This window comes from Amycolatopsis sp. H20-H5, assembly GCF_035828755.1.
Taxonomy (GTDB): domain Bacteria; phylum Actinomycetota; class Actinomycetes; order Mycobacteriales; family Pseudonocardiaceae; genus Amycolatopsis.
Map to the genome: position 1 here is coordinate 1 of NZ_JAYMZS010000168.1, position 15019 is coordinate 15019.

General features: G+C 69.7%; 16 protein-coding genes. 8 read left to right on the plus strand and 8 right to left on the minus strand.

The window, feature by feature from the left end; genetic code table 11:
- Window positions 1-306: 306 nt before the first annotated feature.
- The 6 genes from trmB to QMK34_RS43725 all read right to left on the minus strand — a co-directional run bounded on the left by trmB (window position 307) and on the right by QMK34_RS43725 (window position 5293).
- Window positions 307-954 (minus strand): tRNA (guanosine(46)-N7)-methyltransferase TrmB, encoded by a 648-nt coding sequence (trmB, locus tag QMK34_RS43700; protein WP_442785348.1) that lies wholly within the window; start codon window positions 952-954, stop codon window positions 307-309.
- An 83-nt stretch (window positions 955-1037) separates the two neighbouring features.
- Window positions 1038-1607 (minus strand): hypothetical protein, encoded by a 570-nt coding sequence (locus tag QMK34_RS43705; RefSeq protein WP_326420728.1) that lies wholly within the window; start codon window positions 1605-1607, stop codon window positions 1038-1040.
- Window positions 1608-1758: 151 nt separating this feature from the next.
- A complete protein-coding gene (locus QMK34_RS43710) occupies window positions 1759-2505 on the minus strand; it encodes a hypothetical protein (RefSeq protein ID WP_326420729.1) in 747 nt (248 codons plus the stop codon).
- A complete protein-coding gene (locus QMK34_RS43715) occupies window positions 2502-3410 on the minus strand; it encodes an ABC transporter ATP-binding protein (RefSeq protein WP_326420730.1) in 909 nt (302 codons plus the stop codon). Before QMK34_RS43715 ends, QMK34_RS43710 begins: the two co-directional genes overlap by 4 nt.
- Before the next feature lie 158 nt (window positions 3411-3568).
- Entirely contained in the window at window positions 3569-4321 is a 753-nt protein-coding gene (locus QMK34_RS43720) for an ABC transporter permease (protein ID WP_326420731.1), read from the minus strand.
- A 30-nt stretch (window positions 4322-4351) separates the two neighbouring features.
- On the minus strand, window positions 4352-5293 hold the full coding sequence (locus QMK34_RS43725) for an ABC transporter ATP-binding protein (protein WP_326420732.1): 942 nt from the start codon (window positions 5291-5293) through the stop codon (window positions 4352-4354).
- Between the two features lie 301 nt (window positions 5294-5594).
- Between QMK34_RS43725 and QMK34_RS43730 the strand changes: the two genes are divergently transcribed.
- Entirely contained in the window at window positions 5595-6170 is a 576-nt protein-coding gene (locus QMK34_RS43730) for a TetR/AcrR family transcriptional regulator (RefSeq protein ID WP_326420733.1), read from the plus strand.
- A gap of 10 nt (window positions 6171-6180) precedes the next feature.
- Entirely contained in the window at window positions 6181-7095 is a 915-nt protein-coding gene (locus QMK34_RS43735) for an SDR family oxidoreductase (protein ID WP_326420734.1), read from the plus strand.
- 91 nt (window positions 7096-7186) lie between these two features.
- Here QMK34_RS43735 and QMK34_RS43740 read toward each other — a convergent pair whose 3' ends face one another.
- Window positions 7187-7843 carry a response regulator transcription factor gene (locus QMK34_RS43740; RefSeq protein ID WP_326420735.1) on the minus strand — a complete coding sequence of 219 codons (657 nt, stop codon included), beginning with the start codon at window positions 7841-7843 and terminating at the stop codon, window positions 7187-7189.
- Window positions 7840-9042, minus strand: coding sequence for a sensor histidine kinase (locus QMK34_RS43745; RefSeq protein ID WP_442785349.1), 1203 nt, complete (start codon window positions 9040-9042; stop codon window positions 7840-7842). The genes QMK34_RS43740 and QMK34_RS43745 overlap by 4 nt, the downstream gene beginning before the upstream one ends.
- 198 nt (window positions 9043-9240) lie before the next feature.
- Between QMK34_RS43745 and QMK34_RS43750 the strand changes: the two genes are divergently transcribed.
- The 6 genes from QMK34_RS43750 to QMK34_RS43775 all read left to right on the plus strand — a co-directional run bounded on the left by QMK34_RS43750 (window position 9241) and on the right by QMK34_RS43775 (window position 14941).
- Window positions 9241-10782, plus strand: a complete 1542-nt coding sequence (locus tag QMK34_RS43750) for a dynamin family protein (protein WP_326420742.1) — start codon at window positions 9241-9243, stop codon at window positions 10780-10782.
- 26 nt (window positions 10783-10808) lie between these two features.
- Window positions 10809-11402: a hypothetical protein gene (locus QMK34_RS43755; protein ID WP_326420736.1), complete on the plus strand. Its 594-nt coding sequence runs from the start codon at window positions 10809-10811 to the stop codon at window positions 11400-11402.
- Between the two features lie 37 nt (window positions 11403-11439).
- A complete protein-coding gene (locus tag QMK34_RS43760) occupies window positions 11440-11919 on the plus strand; it encodes a YqeB family protein (RefSeq protein ID WP_326420737.1) in 480 nt (159 codons plus the stop codon).
- Window positions 11916-12515: a TetR/AcrR family transcriptional regulator gene (locus tag QMK34_RS43765; RefSeq protein WP_326420738.1), complete on the plus strand. Its 600-nt coding sequence runs from the start codon at window positions 11916-11918 to the stop codon at window positions 12513-12515. The genes QMK34_RS43760 and QMK34_RS43765 overlap by 4 nt, the downstream gene beginning before the upstream one ends.
- 129 nt (window positions 12516-12644) lie before the next feature.
- On the plus strand, window positions 12645-13106 hold the full coding sequence (gene grpE, locus QMK34_RS43770) for a nucleotide exchange factor GrpE (RefSeq protein ID WP_326420739.1): 462 nt from the start codon (window positions 12645-12647) through the stop codon (window positions 13104-13106).
- Window positions 13103-14941 (plus strand): dynamin family protein, encoded by a 1839-nt coding sequence (locus tag QMK34_RS43775; RefSeq protein WP_326420740.1) that lies wholly within the window; start codon window positions 13103-13105, stop codon window positions 14939-14941. The genes grpE and QMK34_RS43775 overlap by 4 nt, the downstream gene beginning before the upstream one ends.
- The last annotated feature ends 78 nt before the right edge of the window (window positions 14942-15019 follow it).

The window sequence follows — 15019 nt, forward strand, 5'->3', positions numbered from 1 at the left end:
GCCCAGGCCGCCCACCAGGCTCACGAAACACCCACCGCGCTGTCGTATGCCACGTCGGAAAGAACCCCAAAACGGACACAAGAGCCACAAACGCAACGAACCAAACAGGTTAAACAACAAGCTGAGGTAACTCAAGTCCCCCCAGCCGACCACGGCTGAGGTGACCCAAGTCTTTTGATCTTTTGGAGTCGCGCCTTTTGGCCGAAGGCCCCAGGATCTCGATGGCAGGGCGCCATCCAGCGCAACGCGACATCACCCCTCAGGGAGCGCCCTGGCAGCGAGATCCTGTTCGGCGCGATAAAGAATTCAGTCGGCGCGATAGAAGATCAAGTCGTGGCTGACGCGCGCTTCGTCGATCGCACGGTTCTCGAACTTGGTGATCGGGCGCCACTCCGGCCGCGGCGCCCAGCCGCCGGGCGCGTCGGCGTGCCGGTTGCGCAACGCGGGCTCGGCCGAGCACACCTCGAGCATCTGCTCGGCGTAGTTCTCCCAGTCCGTCGCCAGGTGGAACGTCCCGCCCGGCGTGAGCCGCGACGCGACCAGCGCGACGAACCCCGGCTGCACGATCCGCCGTTTGTGGTGCTTCTTCTTCGGCCAGGGGTCCGGGAAGAACAGCCGCACCCCGGCCAGCGAGCCCGGCTCGACGTGCTCGGTGAGCAGCACGACCGCGTCGCCGTGCATCAGGCGCAGCGTGTCCACGCCCAGCTTTTCCGCGCGCAGCATGAGCTGGCCGAGGCCCGCGTCGTACACCTCGGCGGCGACGTAGTTGAGCTCCGGCGCGGCGGCCGCGAGCTGGGACGTCGTCTCGCCCATGCCGGAGCCGATCTCCAGCAGCACCGGCGCGGACCGGCCGAACCAGCCGTCGAAGTCGACCGGCCCGGCGGGCAGCTCCTCGACCGTCCGGCCGAGTTTCGGCCAGTGCTCGTCCCAGGCACGCTGCTGCCCGACGGTCATCCGGCCGCCGCGTTTGACGTAACTGACGATGCTGCGGAGTCGGGGCTGGTCCAGGTTGTCCACGTGCCCAAACTAGTGGGGCGTCAGCGGCCAGCTTCGAACTCCCCCAGCCGGGAGCGCAGCCCGGCCAGCCCGGCCACCGGGATCGGTTCCGGGGTCCGGCCGCTGTGCGCGGGCAGGACGTCGATCCAGCCTTCGTGACGGTCGGTGTTCACCACCGTCGTCGGGATGGCGTGCCCGGACTTCCCGCGCTCCGAGGGCATGAACTCCCAGTACCCCGACTCGCCGTCGGCGGCCCAGGGCGCGAACTCCCAGCCCGGCCTCGGGCCGAGCAGCTGGGCGATGCGGTCTTCGATGCGGAATCCGTGGGCTCGCGTCTCGAGCCTGCCGTCTTCGATCGCCCGCAGCCACCACGGCGCGGGCACCGGCCCGCCCATCCCGCTGGACGCCCGGAACAGGGCGAGCACGTGGTCTTCCGGCGCCCGATGTACCCAGGCCCGGCGTAGTTCGGCTGGTTTGATCGCGGACGCGGCTGATCGGGGCAGTTCGATCGCCTGCGACCACTCGAGCCCGAGCATCGGCTCGAGCCGGGGCTGGTTGTCCGCCGTTCGGGCATGGGGAATGGGGTTTTCAAGTCCCTGACCGGTATCCACCGTCAAGGCTCACCTCCGTGGAGCTGGACGAAATTCGACGCGCTCTCTTCTGAATATTGCCTGGTCATAACAGTATGTCCGCTTCCTGTGAGAGAAGCCACAAGCTCTTTACGTGGTCTTAATCCAGATGGCTCAGGTATTACGACCGCGGTCACGAATCGCGGCGGAGGTTGATCACCACGCCCGCCGCGAAGAAGCCGAGACAGATGATCGCGAAATAGACCCCGTAGCCGATCGGGCCCAGCGGCGGCGCGCCGAGCTTCAGCGGCCCGGCGCCCAGGTCGGCCCCGGCGAACTGGCTCGCCGCGTAGAACGGCATCCACTGGTGGATGTCGTCCCCGACCGTCGGGATGAACAGCACCAGCCCCTCGACGAGCTGGGTCCAGACGAGCGCGATCCCCAGCGTGAGGCCGACACCGCGCAGCAGCAGCCCCAGCCCGACGCCGAGCAGGCCGGTCAGCAGGAAGGTCAGCACCTGGCCGAACACGATCCGCCAGTCGGCCGCGGTGTGCAGCGCGAGGTCCGCGTCCGGCTTGATCAGCGTCGCGAGTCCCCAGCAGCCGACCCCGACGATGAGGCCGATGGCCGCGGACAGCGTCCCGACGACGGCGCCCTTCGCCAGCAGCGCGGGCGTCCGCGACGGGACGGCCTGGAAGGTCATCCGCATGGTGCCCCAGTTGAACTCCGACGCGGCCGCGAGTACGGCCAGCACGAGCACGACCGTGCGGCCCTGTGCGCTGGCGATCTGGGTGTTCGCCACCGTCGGCACGATTTCGCCGCCGGACAGGGAGAAGAACAGTGCGGTGAAGCCGAGGGTGGCCACCACCGCGATCCCGGCGCACCACCACGGCGACCGGGTGCTGAACAGCTTGATGCGTTCGGCCTTGAGCACACTCATCGGACGGCTCCAGCCTGGAATTCGACGGCTTCGCTGGTGAGCTCCATGTACGCCTGTTCCAGCGAACCGGTCTGCGGGCTCAGTTCGTGCAGCGTGGCACCGGCCGCGAAGGCGAGTTCGCCGAGCGCGTCACTGTCCATTCCGGACACCACGAGCGCGCCACCGGACTCCTCGAAGCCGATCCCGCGCTCGGTCAGCGCGATGCGCAGCGCGGCGAGGTGCGGACTGCGCACCTTGACGCCGTCGCCCGCCGCGCGCGCGACGAACTCGTCCATGGTCCCCTGGTAGATCAGTTTGCCGCGGCCGATCACCACCAGGTCCTGCGCGGTCTGCGCCATCTCCGGCAGCAGGTGGCTCGAGACGAACACGGTCCGGCCGTCGGCGGCCAGCGACTCGAGCAGCCGCCGGATCCACGCCATGCCCTCGGGATCGAGCCCGTTGACCGGCTCGTCGAACAGCAGGACCCGCGGGTCGCCCAGCAGCGCGTTGGCGATGCCGAGCCGTTGCAGCATGCCGAGGGAGAACCCGCCCGCGCGCTTCTTCGCGACGCTGGTCAGGCCGACGAGCTCCAGCACCTCGTCGACTCTTTTGTCCGGCAGGTCGTTGGTCGCGGCGATCCAGCGCAGGTGCTCACGGGCCGTGCGGCCCGGGTGCCGCCAGGTCGCGTCGAGCATCGCGCCGACCGTCCTGAGTGGATCGGGCAGCCGCCGGTACGCCTTGCCCTCGATGCGCACCGTCCCGGCGGAGGGCGTGTCCAGGCCGAGGATCATCCGCATCGTGGTGGACTTCCCGGCGCCGTTGGGGCCGAGGAAACCGGTCACCCGGCCTGGTTCGGCGGTGAACGACAAGTCGTCCACCGCCACCGTGTCGCCGTAGGCCTTGGTGAGCCCGATCGCTTCGATCATGGGTCCGACTCTAGTGAGGACAAGCACCGCTGGGAAAAGGGAGAGGCCCGGGTCGCCCCCCGATTTCGGCGACCCGGGCCTTTCTTCCCCTTGTTCCCCTTCCGGGCGGTTCGGCCCCCGCCGAAGTCGCCCGGTTTCTTCCCTGCGGAAGTCTTTTCTCAGGCGTCGCGCTTCTTCGCGACGCCGATCGCGACGGCCATCAGGACGAGCGCGAAGCCGGCGAAGTAGGCCAGCGCCCAGCCGGGACTCAGCACCGCGTCCGACGGCGGCGGGCCGTCCGCACCGGCGCCCGGCGAGCCGCGGAGGAACTTGTCCGCGACGTTGAAGGGCAGCCACTTGTGGATGTTCGGCCCGACCGTCGGGATGAGGCTGACCAGGCTTTCCACCGCCAGGCTGTAGATCAGCAACAGTGCGATGGCGCCGGCGCTGTGCCGGATCAGGATGCCGACGGCGACCGCGATGATCGCGGCGATCGCGAACAGCACGCCGACCCCGGCGACGTTCGTCCATTCGGCGGCGGTGTTCAGGCCGAGGTCGTTGTTCGGCCGCAGCACCGACGCGAGTGCCCAGGCGCCGAAGCCGCCGAGCTCACCGATGACCAGTGCGAGCAGCCCGACGACGGCGGCCTTGGCGGCCAGCACCGAGCCGCGGTGCGGGACGGCCTGGAAGGTGGTGCGCATCGTGCCGAAGCGGTATTCGGTGGTGACCGAAAGCGCGGCCAGCACCATGATCACCGCGATGCCGAAGTTGTAGCCGAATTCCGTGGTGCCGACGTCGATGGCGACCGAATCGGGTGCGGTCCCGGCGATGAGGGCGCCGAAGCCGATCGTGATCACCAGGGTGATGAGCGCGCACCACCACGGCGACCGGGTCGTGAACAGCTTTATGCGTTCTACGGCGAGCAGAGTCATGATTTTCTCGGTTCCTCGGGAAAGTTTCGGCTACTGGGCGGTGGGCGCGAGCGCGTGCTTGGCCTCGGTTTCGATCCCGGTGTGGTACTCGACCGAGTCACCGGTGATCTGCATGAAGGCCTGTTCGAGCGAGCCGGTCTGCGGGCTCAGCTCGTGCAGCACGATGCTGTTGGCCGCGGCGATCTCGCCGATCTTGTCGCTGTCCATCCCGGCGACCACCAGTGCGGTGTCGGCGTCGGTGACCTCCGCGCTGGCCCGGATCAGCACCTCGCGCAGCAGCGGCAACTGCGGTGAACGGACCTTCACGGTGTTCTCCGCCGCCCGGGAGACGAAATCCTCGGTGGAGGAGTGGGAAATCAGCTGTCCCTTGCCGATGACCAGCAGCTGGCTGGCCGTGAGCGCCATCTCGGAAAGCAGGTGCGAGGACACGAACACGGTCCGGCCCTCGTCGGCGAGGCGGTGCATGAACTTCCGGATCCAGAGGATGCCCTCCGGGTCGAGCCCGTTGACCGGCTCGTCGAACAGCAGCACCTCCGGGTCGCCCAGCAGCGCGGCGGCGATCCCCAGCCGCTGCGACATCCCGAGCGAGAACCCGCCGGCGCTCTTCTTGGCGACCGTGGACAGCCCGACGACGTCGAGGACCTCGTCCACCCGCCTGGCCGGGATGTTGTTGGACCGGGCCATCCACGACAGGTGCGCGCGCGCCGAGCGGTTGGGGTGCACCCACTTCGCGTCCAGCAGCGCGCCGACCGTGCGCAGCGGGTCCTTCAGGTCGCGGTACAGCTTGCCGCCGATCCGGACCTGGCCCGAGGTCGGGTTGTCGAGGCCGAGGATCATCCGCATCGTCGTCGACTTGCCTGCGCCGTTCGGCCCGAGGAAGCCGGTGACCTTGCCCCCCTCGACTGAGAACGACAGGTTGTTCACCGCCACCGTCTGGCCGTAGCGCTTGGTGAGGCCCACTGCCTCGATCATGTCTGCTCCTTCGGTACGGCTCCCCGCCGTGACGCGTGGTGCTGTTCTTGATGTTGCTCGTGGTGTTGCTGAGTTGTCCCCGGTGCTTGCGAGCTTTCACCCCCCGGTGAAGGCGATACCCATAGTGACCGACTCGATGGGCCAAGCGCGTCATCCTGTGGGGCGAACCTTGTACCAGACCTGAGACGTAGCTTGGCCTGTCCGGAGTAGCGGCGCGATCCGTGAAGACCCTGAGCCAACCCTGAGGTTGCCCCGGGGTGACCCGGTTGCGAGCATTAATGAACGGTGGTTCAATAACTAGATGGCTCGCCCCCGCAGCATCAGCAACGAGCGTCTGATCGCCGCCGCGGGCATCGTCATCGGGCAGTCTGGTCCCGGGTTCACGCTTGCCCAGGTGGCGGCCGAGGCGGGGGTCGCGGTGGGCACGGTCGGGCAGCGGTTCGGCTCAAAAAATGGCCTCTTGCAGGCACTTTCCCGGCTCTCGACCCAGCAGTCCGTCGATCGGATGCGGGCCGTGGCACTCGGCTTGGACCCGCTGGTGGGGCTTCGGGCGGCGCTGATGAGCGTCTACTCGGACCTGGGGACGGCCGAGACGGCCGCGAACAACCTCGGCCAACTCGGCGCGGACATCGGCGATCCCGGGCTGCGGTCGCTGGTCGGCGAGCACTACGCGGCGGTGGAGGCCGAAATCCACCTGCTGGTGGACGCGGCCGCGCCGTCGCTGCCCTTCGCGCCGGAAGCGCGCCGGGCGGCGCGGACCTTGCTCGCGGTGATCAACGGGGTCGCGCTCGACTGGTCGATTCGCCCGGATGGCCTACTGGCCGACCGGCTGGCACAGGACGTCGACGCGGTGCTGACCGCGTGGGCCCGGACTTGAGGAGACGGTCGTGGACGGAAAGGTCGCCGTGGTCACCGGTGCGACAAGGGGCTGCGGGCGGGCGATAGCGGTCGAGCTGGGGCGGCTCGGCGCGACCGTGTACGTCACCGGGCGGACGACGCGGCAGGCGTCCTCGCCGATGGGCCGGGCCGAAACGATCGAGGAGACCGCCGAGCTGGTCGACACCGCTGGCGGCAAGGGCGTGCCTGTCCGCTGCGACTTCACTTCGGTGTCCGACGTCGAGGCTCTGCGTGCCCGGATCGAGTCCGAAGTGGACGGTCGGCTGGACGTCCTGGTCGACGACGTCTGGGGCGGTGACCCGTTCGTCGACTTCGAGTCGGCGTTCTGGGACTCCGACCTCGAAAAGGCGCTGTACCTGGTGCACAACGCCCTCGACACGCACTTGATCGCGCTGCACCGGCTGGTGCCGCTGGTCATCCGCCGCGAAGGCGGCCTCGTCATCGAGGTGACCGACGGCGACACCGACGACTACGTCGGCGCGGGAATCCCCTACTATCTGGCGAAATCCGGCATCCGCGCGCTCGGCAGGGCCTTGGGCGCCGAGCTGGCGAAGCACGGTTGCACGGGCTTGACCGTGACCCCGGGGTTCCTGCGTTCGGAGTCGATGCTGGACCTGTTCGGCGTCACCGAGCCGACCTGGCGCGACGCGGTCGGCAAGACGGCGCCGCTGGACTTCGCGATCTCGGAATCCCCCGCCTACCTGGGCCGCGGCGTCGCCGCACTGGCCACCGACCCCCAGGTCGCCCGCTTCGCGGGCCAGGCACTGGCCTCCTGGACCCTCATGCACGAGTACGGCTTCACCGACCTCGACGGCACCCGCCCCGACTTCGGCCGCTGGTACGCCGCCACCCACGCCGCAGGCGCCCCACCAACCCCCACCACCTCGACAACCCCCTACCGCTGACCCGCACCAGTCCAAGTCGAATGCCCCTGAAGGCCACCATGAGGGACTCAGACGCCGTCATGGTGGCCTAATGGGACACGTCGTGTAGGGGTTAGGCGAGGCCCGGCCGGGCGAGGCCGGTTTCGTAGGCGAGGACGACGGCCTGCACGCGGTCGCGCAGGTTGAGTTTCGACAGGATCCGCCCGACGTGCGTCTTCACCGTCGCCTCGGACAGGAACAGCGTCTCCGCGATCTCCAGGTTCGACATCCCCTTCGCGATCAGCACGAGCACCTCCCGCTCCCGGTCGGTCAGCACGTTCAGCTCCGCCGCGTTCCGCAGCGGGCTCCCGCCGGTGCCGACGAAGCGGTCCAGCAGCCGCCGCGTCACCGACGGCGAGACCACCGCGTCGCCGCTGGCCACCGCCCGCAACGCCGAAACCAGGTGGTCCGGCTGGGTGTCCTTCAGCAGGAAGCCGCTCGCGCCGCCCTGCAACGCCGCGTAGACGTACTCGTCCAGGTCGAACGTCGTCATCACCAGCACCCGCGCGGTCTTGGCCTCGACGATCCGCTTGGTCGCCTCGACCCCGTCCAGCACCGGCATCCGGACGTCCATCAGCACCACGTCCGGCCGCAGCTCCTCGGCGAGTTTGATCGCCTGGGCACCGTCACCGGCCTCCCCGACGACGTCGATGTCGGCCTGCGCGCCCAGCACCATCCGGAACCCGACGCGCATCAGTTCCTGGTCGTCGACGACCACTACCCGGATCACGTCGACAACCTAACGGGCAGGGTGGCCCGCACCTGCCAGCCACCACCCGGAGCCGGGCCGACGTCGAGGCTGCCGCCGAAGACGTGCGCCCGTTCCCGCATCCCGATCAGCCCGTTCCCGCCGGGCACCGCCACCCGGGCCGTCGCCGTCCTTGGCGTGGCGGGCCGTGGCCCGTTCGCCGGCACGAGCTCGTTCGCCCGTCCGGCACCGTCGTCACTCACTCTTACCTCCACCGTGTCACCCGTCCGGTGGACCCGCACTTCCGCGGTAGCACCCTGGCCTGCGTGTTTGAGCGTGTTCGTCAGTGATTCCTGCACGATCCGGTACACCCCCAGCGAAACCCCGGCCGGGAGGTCGCCGAGTTCGCCGATCTCGAGACGCACCGGCACCCCCGCCGCGCGCATCCGGTCGGCCAGGTCCGCCAGCGCGTGCGCGTCGGGCTGCGGCACCCGCGGCTCACTGTCGCCGTGGTCGTTGCGCAGCACGTCCAGCAGCCGCCGGAGCTCGTTGAGCGCGCCGCGGCCGGTGTCGGAGATCGTGTGCAGCGCCCGCTCCGCCATCTCCGGGTTCGACTTCAGCGCGTACGACGCGCCATCGGCCTGCACGACCATCACGCTCACCGCGTGCGCGACGACGTCGTGCAGCTCGCGGGCGATGCGGCCGCGTTCCTCGCCGACGGCGAGCCGGGTGGCCTGGTCACGTTCGGTCTCCAGCAGGTGCAACCTGGCCTCCACTTCGACGTGATAGGCGCGCCGGGCGCCGACGAACTCACCCAGCATCCAGATCAGCGCTGCCGGGAACACCGTCAGCACGATCTGGAGCACCAAGTCGGTTGGCTGCTGGACGCTGAACTCGACCACACTGATCACGGTGAGCGCGATCAGGTAGATCAACCCCTGCCGCCTGCCCACGTACACCAGCACCGAGTACAGGCTGACCCCCAGCGCGACGGCCCCCGAGGCGCCCAGCGTCAGCAGGGCGTGGACGTTCCCGACGACCACGATCAGATAGGCCGACCACAGCGGGGACTTCCGCCGGAAAATCAGCAGCACCATCAGCGTGAGGTCCAGCGGGACCGCGACGTACCAGGGCTTGAGCGCCGGCTCGTCGGAAATGCCGTCGGCGACCAGCACCAGCAGGTCGAAGAGCATCAGCAGGACGGCGATCAGGCTGTCACCCGCCATCGGGTGTGCCCGCATCCAGAGGCTCAGTCTTCGCACTCGACCACAGTAAGTCGCGACGCGGGTTCCGCGCGTCGGTCGGCGGTAGCACCTTCGGTGCGACCCCAGGATGACCGGCATGGCACGATTCGCAGGCGCGACTGGCAAACGAACGGGGAGGGGCTGGGGGCCGTGACGGCTGGGCCGGATCAGGGTCGTCTCGCGGGCCCGCTCTCGATGTCGGTGGCGAATCTGTGCCACCGGTTGCAGTCCCAGGTGTCCGCGCGCACCGCCGCGGGTTTCGCCGAGGTGCTCCGCAGGCTGAGCGCGCCACTGCAGGTGGCCGTCGCCGGCCGGATCAAGTCCGGCAAGTCCACGCTGGTCAACGCCCTGATCGGCCGCCGGGTGGCGCCGACGGACGTCGGTGAGTGCACCCGGCTCGTCACCCGTTTCCAGTACGGCACGGTCGATCGCGTCGAGGTCGTCTTCACCGACGGCCGCAAGCAGGTGCTCCCGTTCGCCTCGGACGGGATGATCCCGGCCGAGCTCGGCGTGAACATCGACGAGGTCTCGCACATTGAGGCGTACCTCACCAACGCCGTCCTGCAGAGCATGACGGTGATCGACACCCCCGGCCTCGGCTCGCTCGACGCCGCTTCGGTCTCTCGCACCGAGCAGCTCCTCGGTGCCGCGAAGCACCGTAAAGGCGCTGAAGGTTCTGAAGGCGCCGAAGATACAGACGGTGGCGACGACCTCGACGACACCTCACGCAGCGCGGTCGCGGGCGCCGAGGCCGTCCTGTACGTGGTCACCCAGGGGGTGCGGGCGGACGATCAGCAGGCACTCGCCGCGTTCACCGCGGCGACGGCGAGCCGCGAGGCCGGTCCGGTCAACGCGATCGCCGTGCTCAACAAGGCGGACACCATCGCGCCGGAGTCCGTCGAGGGCTCCGGCGGCGACGTGTGGAAGGCCGCGACCATGCTCGCCGAGAAGCAGGCCGCGACGCTGAAACCCCGGGTCGCCGACGTGCTGCCGGTGATCGGCCTGGTCGCGGAGTCCGCCGAGTCCGGCGGGTTCACCTCCGCCGACGCCGCGGCGCTCAAGCAGCTGGCCGCGATGGACGAAGACATCCTCCAGACGATGCTGATCTCGGCGGACATCTTCACCAGCTGGGAGTGCGACGTCCCGTCCGGCACCCGGCTGCGCCTGCTCGAGAAGCTGGACCTGTTCGGCGTCACCCAGGCGGTGGACGCCATCCGTGCCGATCCGGAGATCACCGCCGGGTCGCTGCGCCGCAAGCTGCTGGACTGCTCCGGGCTCGAAGCCGTCCGGCACCGGCTGAACCTCGTGTTCGCCGCCCGCGCCGACGGCATCAAGGCGGCGGCGGCGCTCGCGTCGGTCACCGCGCTGGCGCACGCCTCCGGTGACGCGGGTGAGCGGCAGCGCGTCCACGACGCGATCGAGGTCCTGCTCGCGAAGCCCGAGGCGCACCAGCTCCGGCTCCTCGAAGCCCTCACGCTGGTCGCCTCCGGCGCCGTCGACATGCCGGAGGACCTGTCCGAGGAGGTCCTGCGCGTCGGCAGCAACGCCGACATCGGCGCCCAGCTCGGCATGCCGGGCGGCGGCCGCCCGGAGCTGGCGGCGTTCGCGCTGGAGCGGGCGGGCTGGTGGCGTTCCTTCGCGTCCTTCGGCGCGACACCGGCACAGAGCCGGGTCGCGCACGTCGTGCACCGGGCGTATTTCCTCATCTGGCAACAGATCCGCGAACCCCATGGCTGAGGCCTTTTCAGGCGTACGCTGAGCCGGTGCGGTTCGCGAACAGCATGTCCTGGCAGGTCACTTGGGGTAGCGAGCACGAAGTCGACGTCGCGCTGTACATCCGTGACGCGCTCGCTCTCTCGGTGGCGGACGGCCAGGTCCTGCCGCCGGTCGAGCCCGCCGTGCCGGTGCACATTCCGCCGGGCGTCGACCGCGCCGCCGTCCAGGAGCAGTGGGCCGACTGGTGGACCGACCTGCTCGCCTTCCTCCGCAACCGCACCGACCCCGATCCGCGGTTTTCGCACGGCCGGTACCGTCGTCCGGCGCTGGCGGAGGACTCCGCGATGCGGCACGCCGTGGCCGAGTTCTCCCCGCTGGCCTCGCGGCACAACGCGACAGGCGACTGGGCGACCAGGCGCCAGCGCGCCGGGGACGGCATCGTCGGCGAGCTGGTCCGCGAGGCGGAGGAGCGCACCGGCCGCCGGGCGCGGCCCTTCCAGCTGGCCATCATCGAGATCTCGGTCGCGGGCCGGGTCTGGCAACGCCAGGACCAGGGCCAGATCCTGGTCTCCAACCGGTTCTCCTCGGATCGGCGCGCGCTTGGCGGGGCGCTGCGGAAGGTGATCGACGAGCTGGCCTGATTTGATAAACCGAGCACGCGGTCTAATAATGACACCCATGGAGACGATCGTCGACGAGCCGTCGTGGGTACGCCGTGGGTCCTGGATCGGCTGTCCGGCCGTCGGCGCCGGGCTGCTCGTGGGCCTGTACGCGCTGTCCGGCTGGGTGGTTTCCCTCCCGTGGTTCCCGGTGCAGGGGCCGTTTCGCCTGGTCAACTCCATCCCGGCCCCGTGGGGACTGCTCGGCGCGATCGCCCTCGGGCTGGTGCTGGGCCTGGTCTTCGCCTCGCTGTGGGCGACGGAGCGGCTGGTCGTGACGCTGACCCCGGAAATGGTGACGCTCGAACGCGGCGACAAGAAGCGCCGCTACGAGGCGAGGCTGAGCGCGGTGTACGTCGAGGACAAGCAGCTGGTGCTCATCGCTTCGGACGGCCGGGTTCTCGCGCGCGAGAAGACCGACCTCGGCGCCGAGGACCTGGGCAAGGCCTTCACCGAGCACGGCCACCCCTGGCTCGCCGAGCCGCCGCCGGTGCGATGAGGACCGTCGATCCGGCCAAGCACCAGGCGAAACGCAAGCACATCCTCGACTCCGCCGCAGGCTGTTTCGCGCTCAAGGGCTTCGACAAGACGACGACCGCGGACATCTGCGAGGCCGCCGGGATCAGCTCGGGCAGCCTCTTCCACTACTTCCCGAACAAGCGCGCGATCTTCTCCGGCATCTTCGAGGAGGACCGCCGGGAGACCGGTGAGCTGCTCGCCGTCGCGGCTGCCTCAGCCGACCCGTGGGCCACGCTGCTCGACCTGGTCGACGACATGGCGGTGCAGCTCGCGGCGCCCGTGGTGGCTCCCCTGATCCTCGAGGTGGCCGCGCAGGCGTCGCGCGACGCCGAGTTCGCCGAGCTGATCAGGGGCAACGAGCGGGCGTTGCGCGAGGGTTTCTCGGCGCTCGTGCGCGCCGCCGCCGAACAGGGCAAGGCCGACCCGGCGCTCGATCCCGCGCGGGCGGGTGGCTGGATCGCGGGGCTCCTCGACGCACTCATCTCCCGCGCGGGTTTCGAGCCCGACCTGGAGCTGGCCGAGGAGCGCGCGATGCTCCGGCTCATCCTGACGAGGTTCCTCAGCCCGTCGGGTTAACGTGTTTCGCCCCCCGATGTCCGCCGCGTGCAGCACACTGGTGGAATCTTGCCGGGGCTGATGTGGCAGCACCGGGATGTGCCGGACGGGGTGGTGACGGTGTCTTTGTGGACCCGTAGAGGTGGGGGGATGAGTCCCGATGACATGCCGACGAGCAAGATCGCCGCGGTCAGCATCGCGCAGATCGTCGAAGAGGTGGACGGGGTTTCGGGAACCGGGGCCCCCGCGGCCGCGTCGGAATCCGGCGTGGACCCAGTATCAGTGCTCACCCAGTCCGGCCCCGCCGATCTGGAGCACGCGCTCGCCGATCGGCAGGCCTTGATCCAGCTCTGTCTCTACGCGCTCGACCGTGCTCGCAGCGGTGGCGTGGTGGAGCGGCTCGAACACGGGCTCGCCGGGTTGGGCATCCAGGCGCTGCGCCCCGACGGCGAGCGCTTCGACCCGGCCCTGCACGAGGCGGGCGGTGCGGTGCCGACCGACGACCCCGCGCTCGACGGCGTCGTCGCCGAGACCGAGGTGATCGGGTTCGCCGATCACGGCAGGCTGCTGCGCGCCCCGATCGTCATCGTCTACGCCAAGAGGTCCGCTTGACTGCCCCGGTCGGTTCGCCGAGTCTGCCCGCCCAGGTCAAGAACGCCCGCGAGCAGCTGCTGACGCTGGTCCGCGAGGCTGACCCGCAGGCCGCCAGGTGGGTCGAGGACATCCGCAAGGCGCGGCCGGGCAAGCCGTCCGTCGTGGTCGTCGGCGAGACCAACCGCGGTAAGAGTTCGCTGGTCAACGCCCTGTTGTCGATGCCGGGACTGTCCCCCGTGGACGCCGACGTGGCCACCGCGACGTACCTGGTCTTCGAGCACGCCGAGCAGTGGGGCGCGCAGGCCTGCTATCCCGGCCAGCTCGCGCCGGTGCCGATCCGGATCCCGGAGCTGATCCGCTGGGTCTCGGCCGCGCACGAGCTCCCCGAAGGGCAGCTCCCGCCGCGCTATGTCGAGGTCTCCGGACCCGTGCCGCTGCTGGAGCGGGTGTCGCTTGTGGACACTCCCGGCGTCGGCGGGCTCGACTCGCTGCACGGCGAGCTCGCGCTGGAGGCCGCCGCCAACGCCACCGCGCTGCTGTTCGTCGTCGACGCCTCGGCGCCGTTCACCTCGACCGAGCTGCAGTTCCTGCGCAACATGGGCGAGCGAGTCGAGACGGTGTTGTTCGCGCTGACGAAGGTCGACGCCTTCCGTGGCTGGCGCGAGGTACTGGAGGCCGACCGTCAGCTGCTCGCCGAGCACGCGCCCCGGTTCGCCGACGCCGTGTTCCACCCGGTGTCGGCGCGCATGTTCGAGACGGCATCGAAGGCGCCGAACGAGCAGATGGCGGTGATGCTGCGGGACAAGTCCGGGATCTCGGCGCTGCAGACCGCGATGCAGGAGATGCTCGTCGGCCGGTCCGCGATGCTCGGTGAGGCCAACACGCTGCGCGCGCTGTCCAGCGCGCTCGGCGAGCTGAAGTCGAAGGCCCAGGCCGAGAGCCGGGCGTTGTCCGCGGGCGAGGCAGAGGCCGAGGTGCTGCGCGAACGCCGTGACCAGCTGACCGCCGAGCGCCGGACGTCCACCCGCGGCTGGCAGTTGAAGCTGCGCGGCGAGATCCAGCGCACCCGCGTCGAGGTCGGGCACGAGAGCAGCAGGCAGATGCGTGACGCGCAGACCCACTTCCGCCAGCTGGTCGAGGTGGCCAAGCGCGACCAGCTCGCCGCGCTGCCCCAGCAGGTCGACATCGCCTTGCAGACGACGTCGCAGCGGGTGTCGATGCTGCTGTCCGAGCGGCTGAACCAGGTCACCAACGTCGCGCTGTCCGAGCTCTTCTCCGCCGAGGAGCTCGACGTCATCCGCGCCCAGTTCGCCCGCGCGGGCGGGCCGCCGGTGATCCTCCGCCCGCCGGACAAGAAGCCGCCGACGGCCGAGGACAAACTGCTCGTCTTCATGGGTATTTCCGGCGGCCTTGGCGCCGGGAAGGTCGCCGCGCTGCCGCTCGCGGGCATCGCGATCCTCAACCCGGTGGTGCTGCCCGCGACGATCATCATCGGCCTCGGCGCCGGTTGGTGGATGGCCCGCACGCGCAAGCACGCCGCCGACAAGACGCATATGAAGCAATGGCTGGTCGAGGCGATCGCCGACGCCCGCTCCACGCTGGACCAGCTGGTCGCCGAGCAGCTCATCGAGGCCGAGCAGCAGCTGTCGATGGCGCTCGACGAGGCACTCAGCCGCCGCATCGACGCCATCGAGGCTGAGCTGAAGGAAGTCGACAAGACGATCAAGATGGGCGCCCAGGAGCGCGCCAAGAAGATCGCCGTCGTGTCGAAGCGCCTGCGGGACGTCAGCGAGGGCCGCGACCGCGCCGAAAACTTCCTGGCCCGCATCCGCTCCCTCCGCGACCAAGGCTAAAGCCCCTGCTCGATTGCCCCTGAAGGCCACCATCACGGCGTCTAACGCCGTGATGGTGGCCGTCCGGGGGAGGTGCTG

Bases quoted from the DNA above. Each gene is read 5' to 3' on its own strand.
- trmB (WP_442785348.1), bottom strand. From the start codon at position 954: ATGACCGTCGGGCAGCAGCGTGCCTGGGACGAGCACTGGCCGAAACTC.
- QMK34_RS43710 (WP_326420729.1), bottom strand. From the start codon at position 2,505: ATGAGTGTGCTCAAGGCCGAACGCATCAAGCTGTTCAGCACCCGGTCG.
- QMK34_RS43715 (WP_326420730.1), bottom strand. From the start codon at position 3,410: ATGATCGAAGCGATCGGGCTCACCAAGGCCTACGGCGACACGGTGGCG.
- QMK34_RS43720 (WP_326420731.1), bottom strand. From the start codon at position 4,321: ATGACTCTGCTCGCCGTAGAACGCATAAAGCTGTTCACGACCCGGTCG.
- QMK34_RS43725 (WP_326420732.1), bottom strand. From the start codon at position 5,293: ATGATCGAGGCAGTGGGCCTCACCAAGCGCTACGGCCAGACGGTGGCG.
- QMK34_RS43730 (WP_326420733.1), top strand. From the start codon at position 5,595: ATGGCTCGCCCCCGCAGCATCAGCAACGAGCGTCTGATCGCCGCCGCG.
- QMK34_RS43745 (WP_442785349.1), bottom strand. From the start codon at position 9,042: ATGCGGGCACACCCGATGGCGGGTGACAGCCTGATCGCCGTCCTGCTG.
- QMK34_RS43750 (WP_326420742.1), top strand. From the start codon at position 9,241: ATGTCGGTGGCGAATCTGTGCCACCGGTTGCAGTCCCAGGTGTCCGCG.
- QMK34_RS43760 (WP_326420737.1), top strand. From the start codon at position 11,440: ATGGAGACGATCGTCGACGAGCCGTCGTGGGTACGCCGTGGGTCCTGG.
- QMK34_RS43765 (WP_326420738.1), top strand. From the start codon at position 11,916: ATGAGGACCGTCGATCCGGCCAAGCACCAGGCGAAACGCAAGCACATC.
- grpE (WP_326420739.1), top strand. From the start codon at position 12,645: ATGAGTCCCGATGACATGCCGACGAGCAAGATCGCCGCGGTCAGCATC.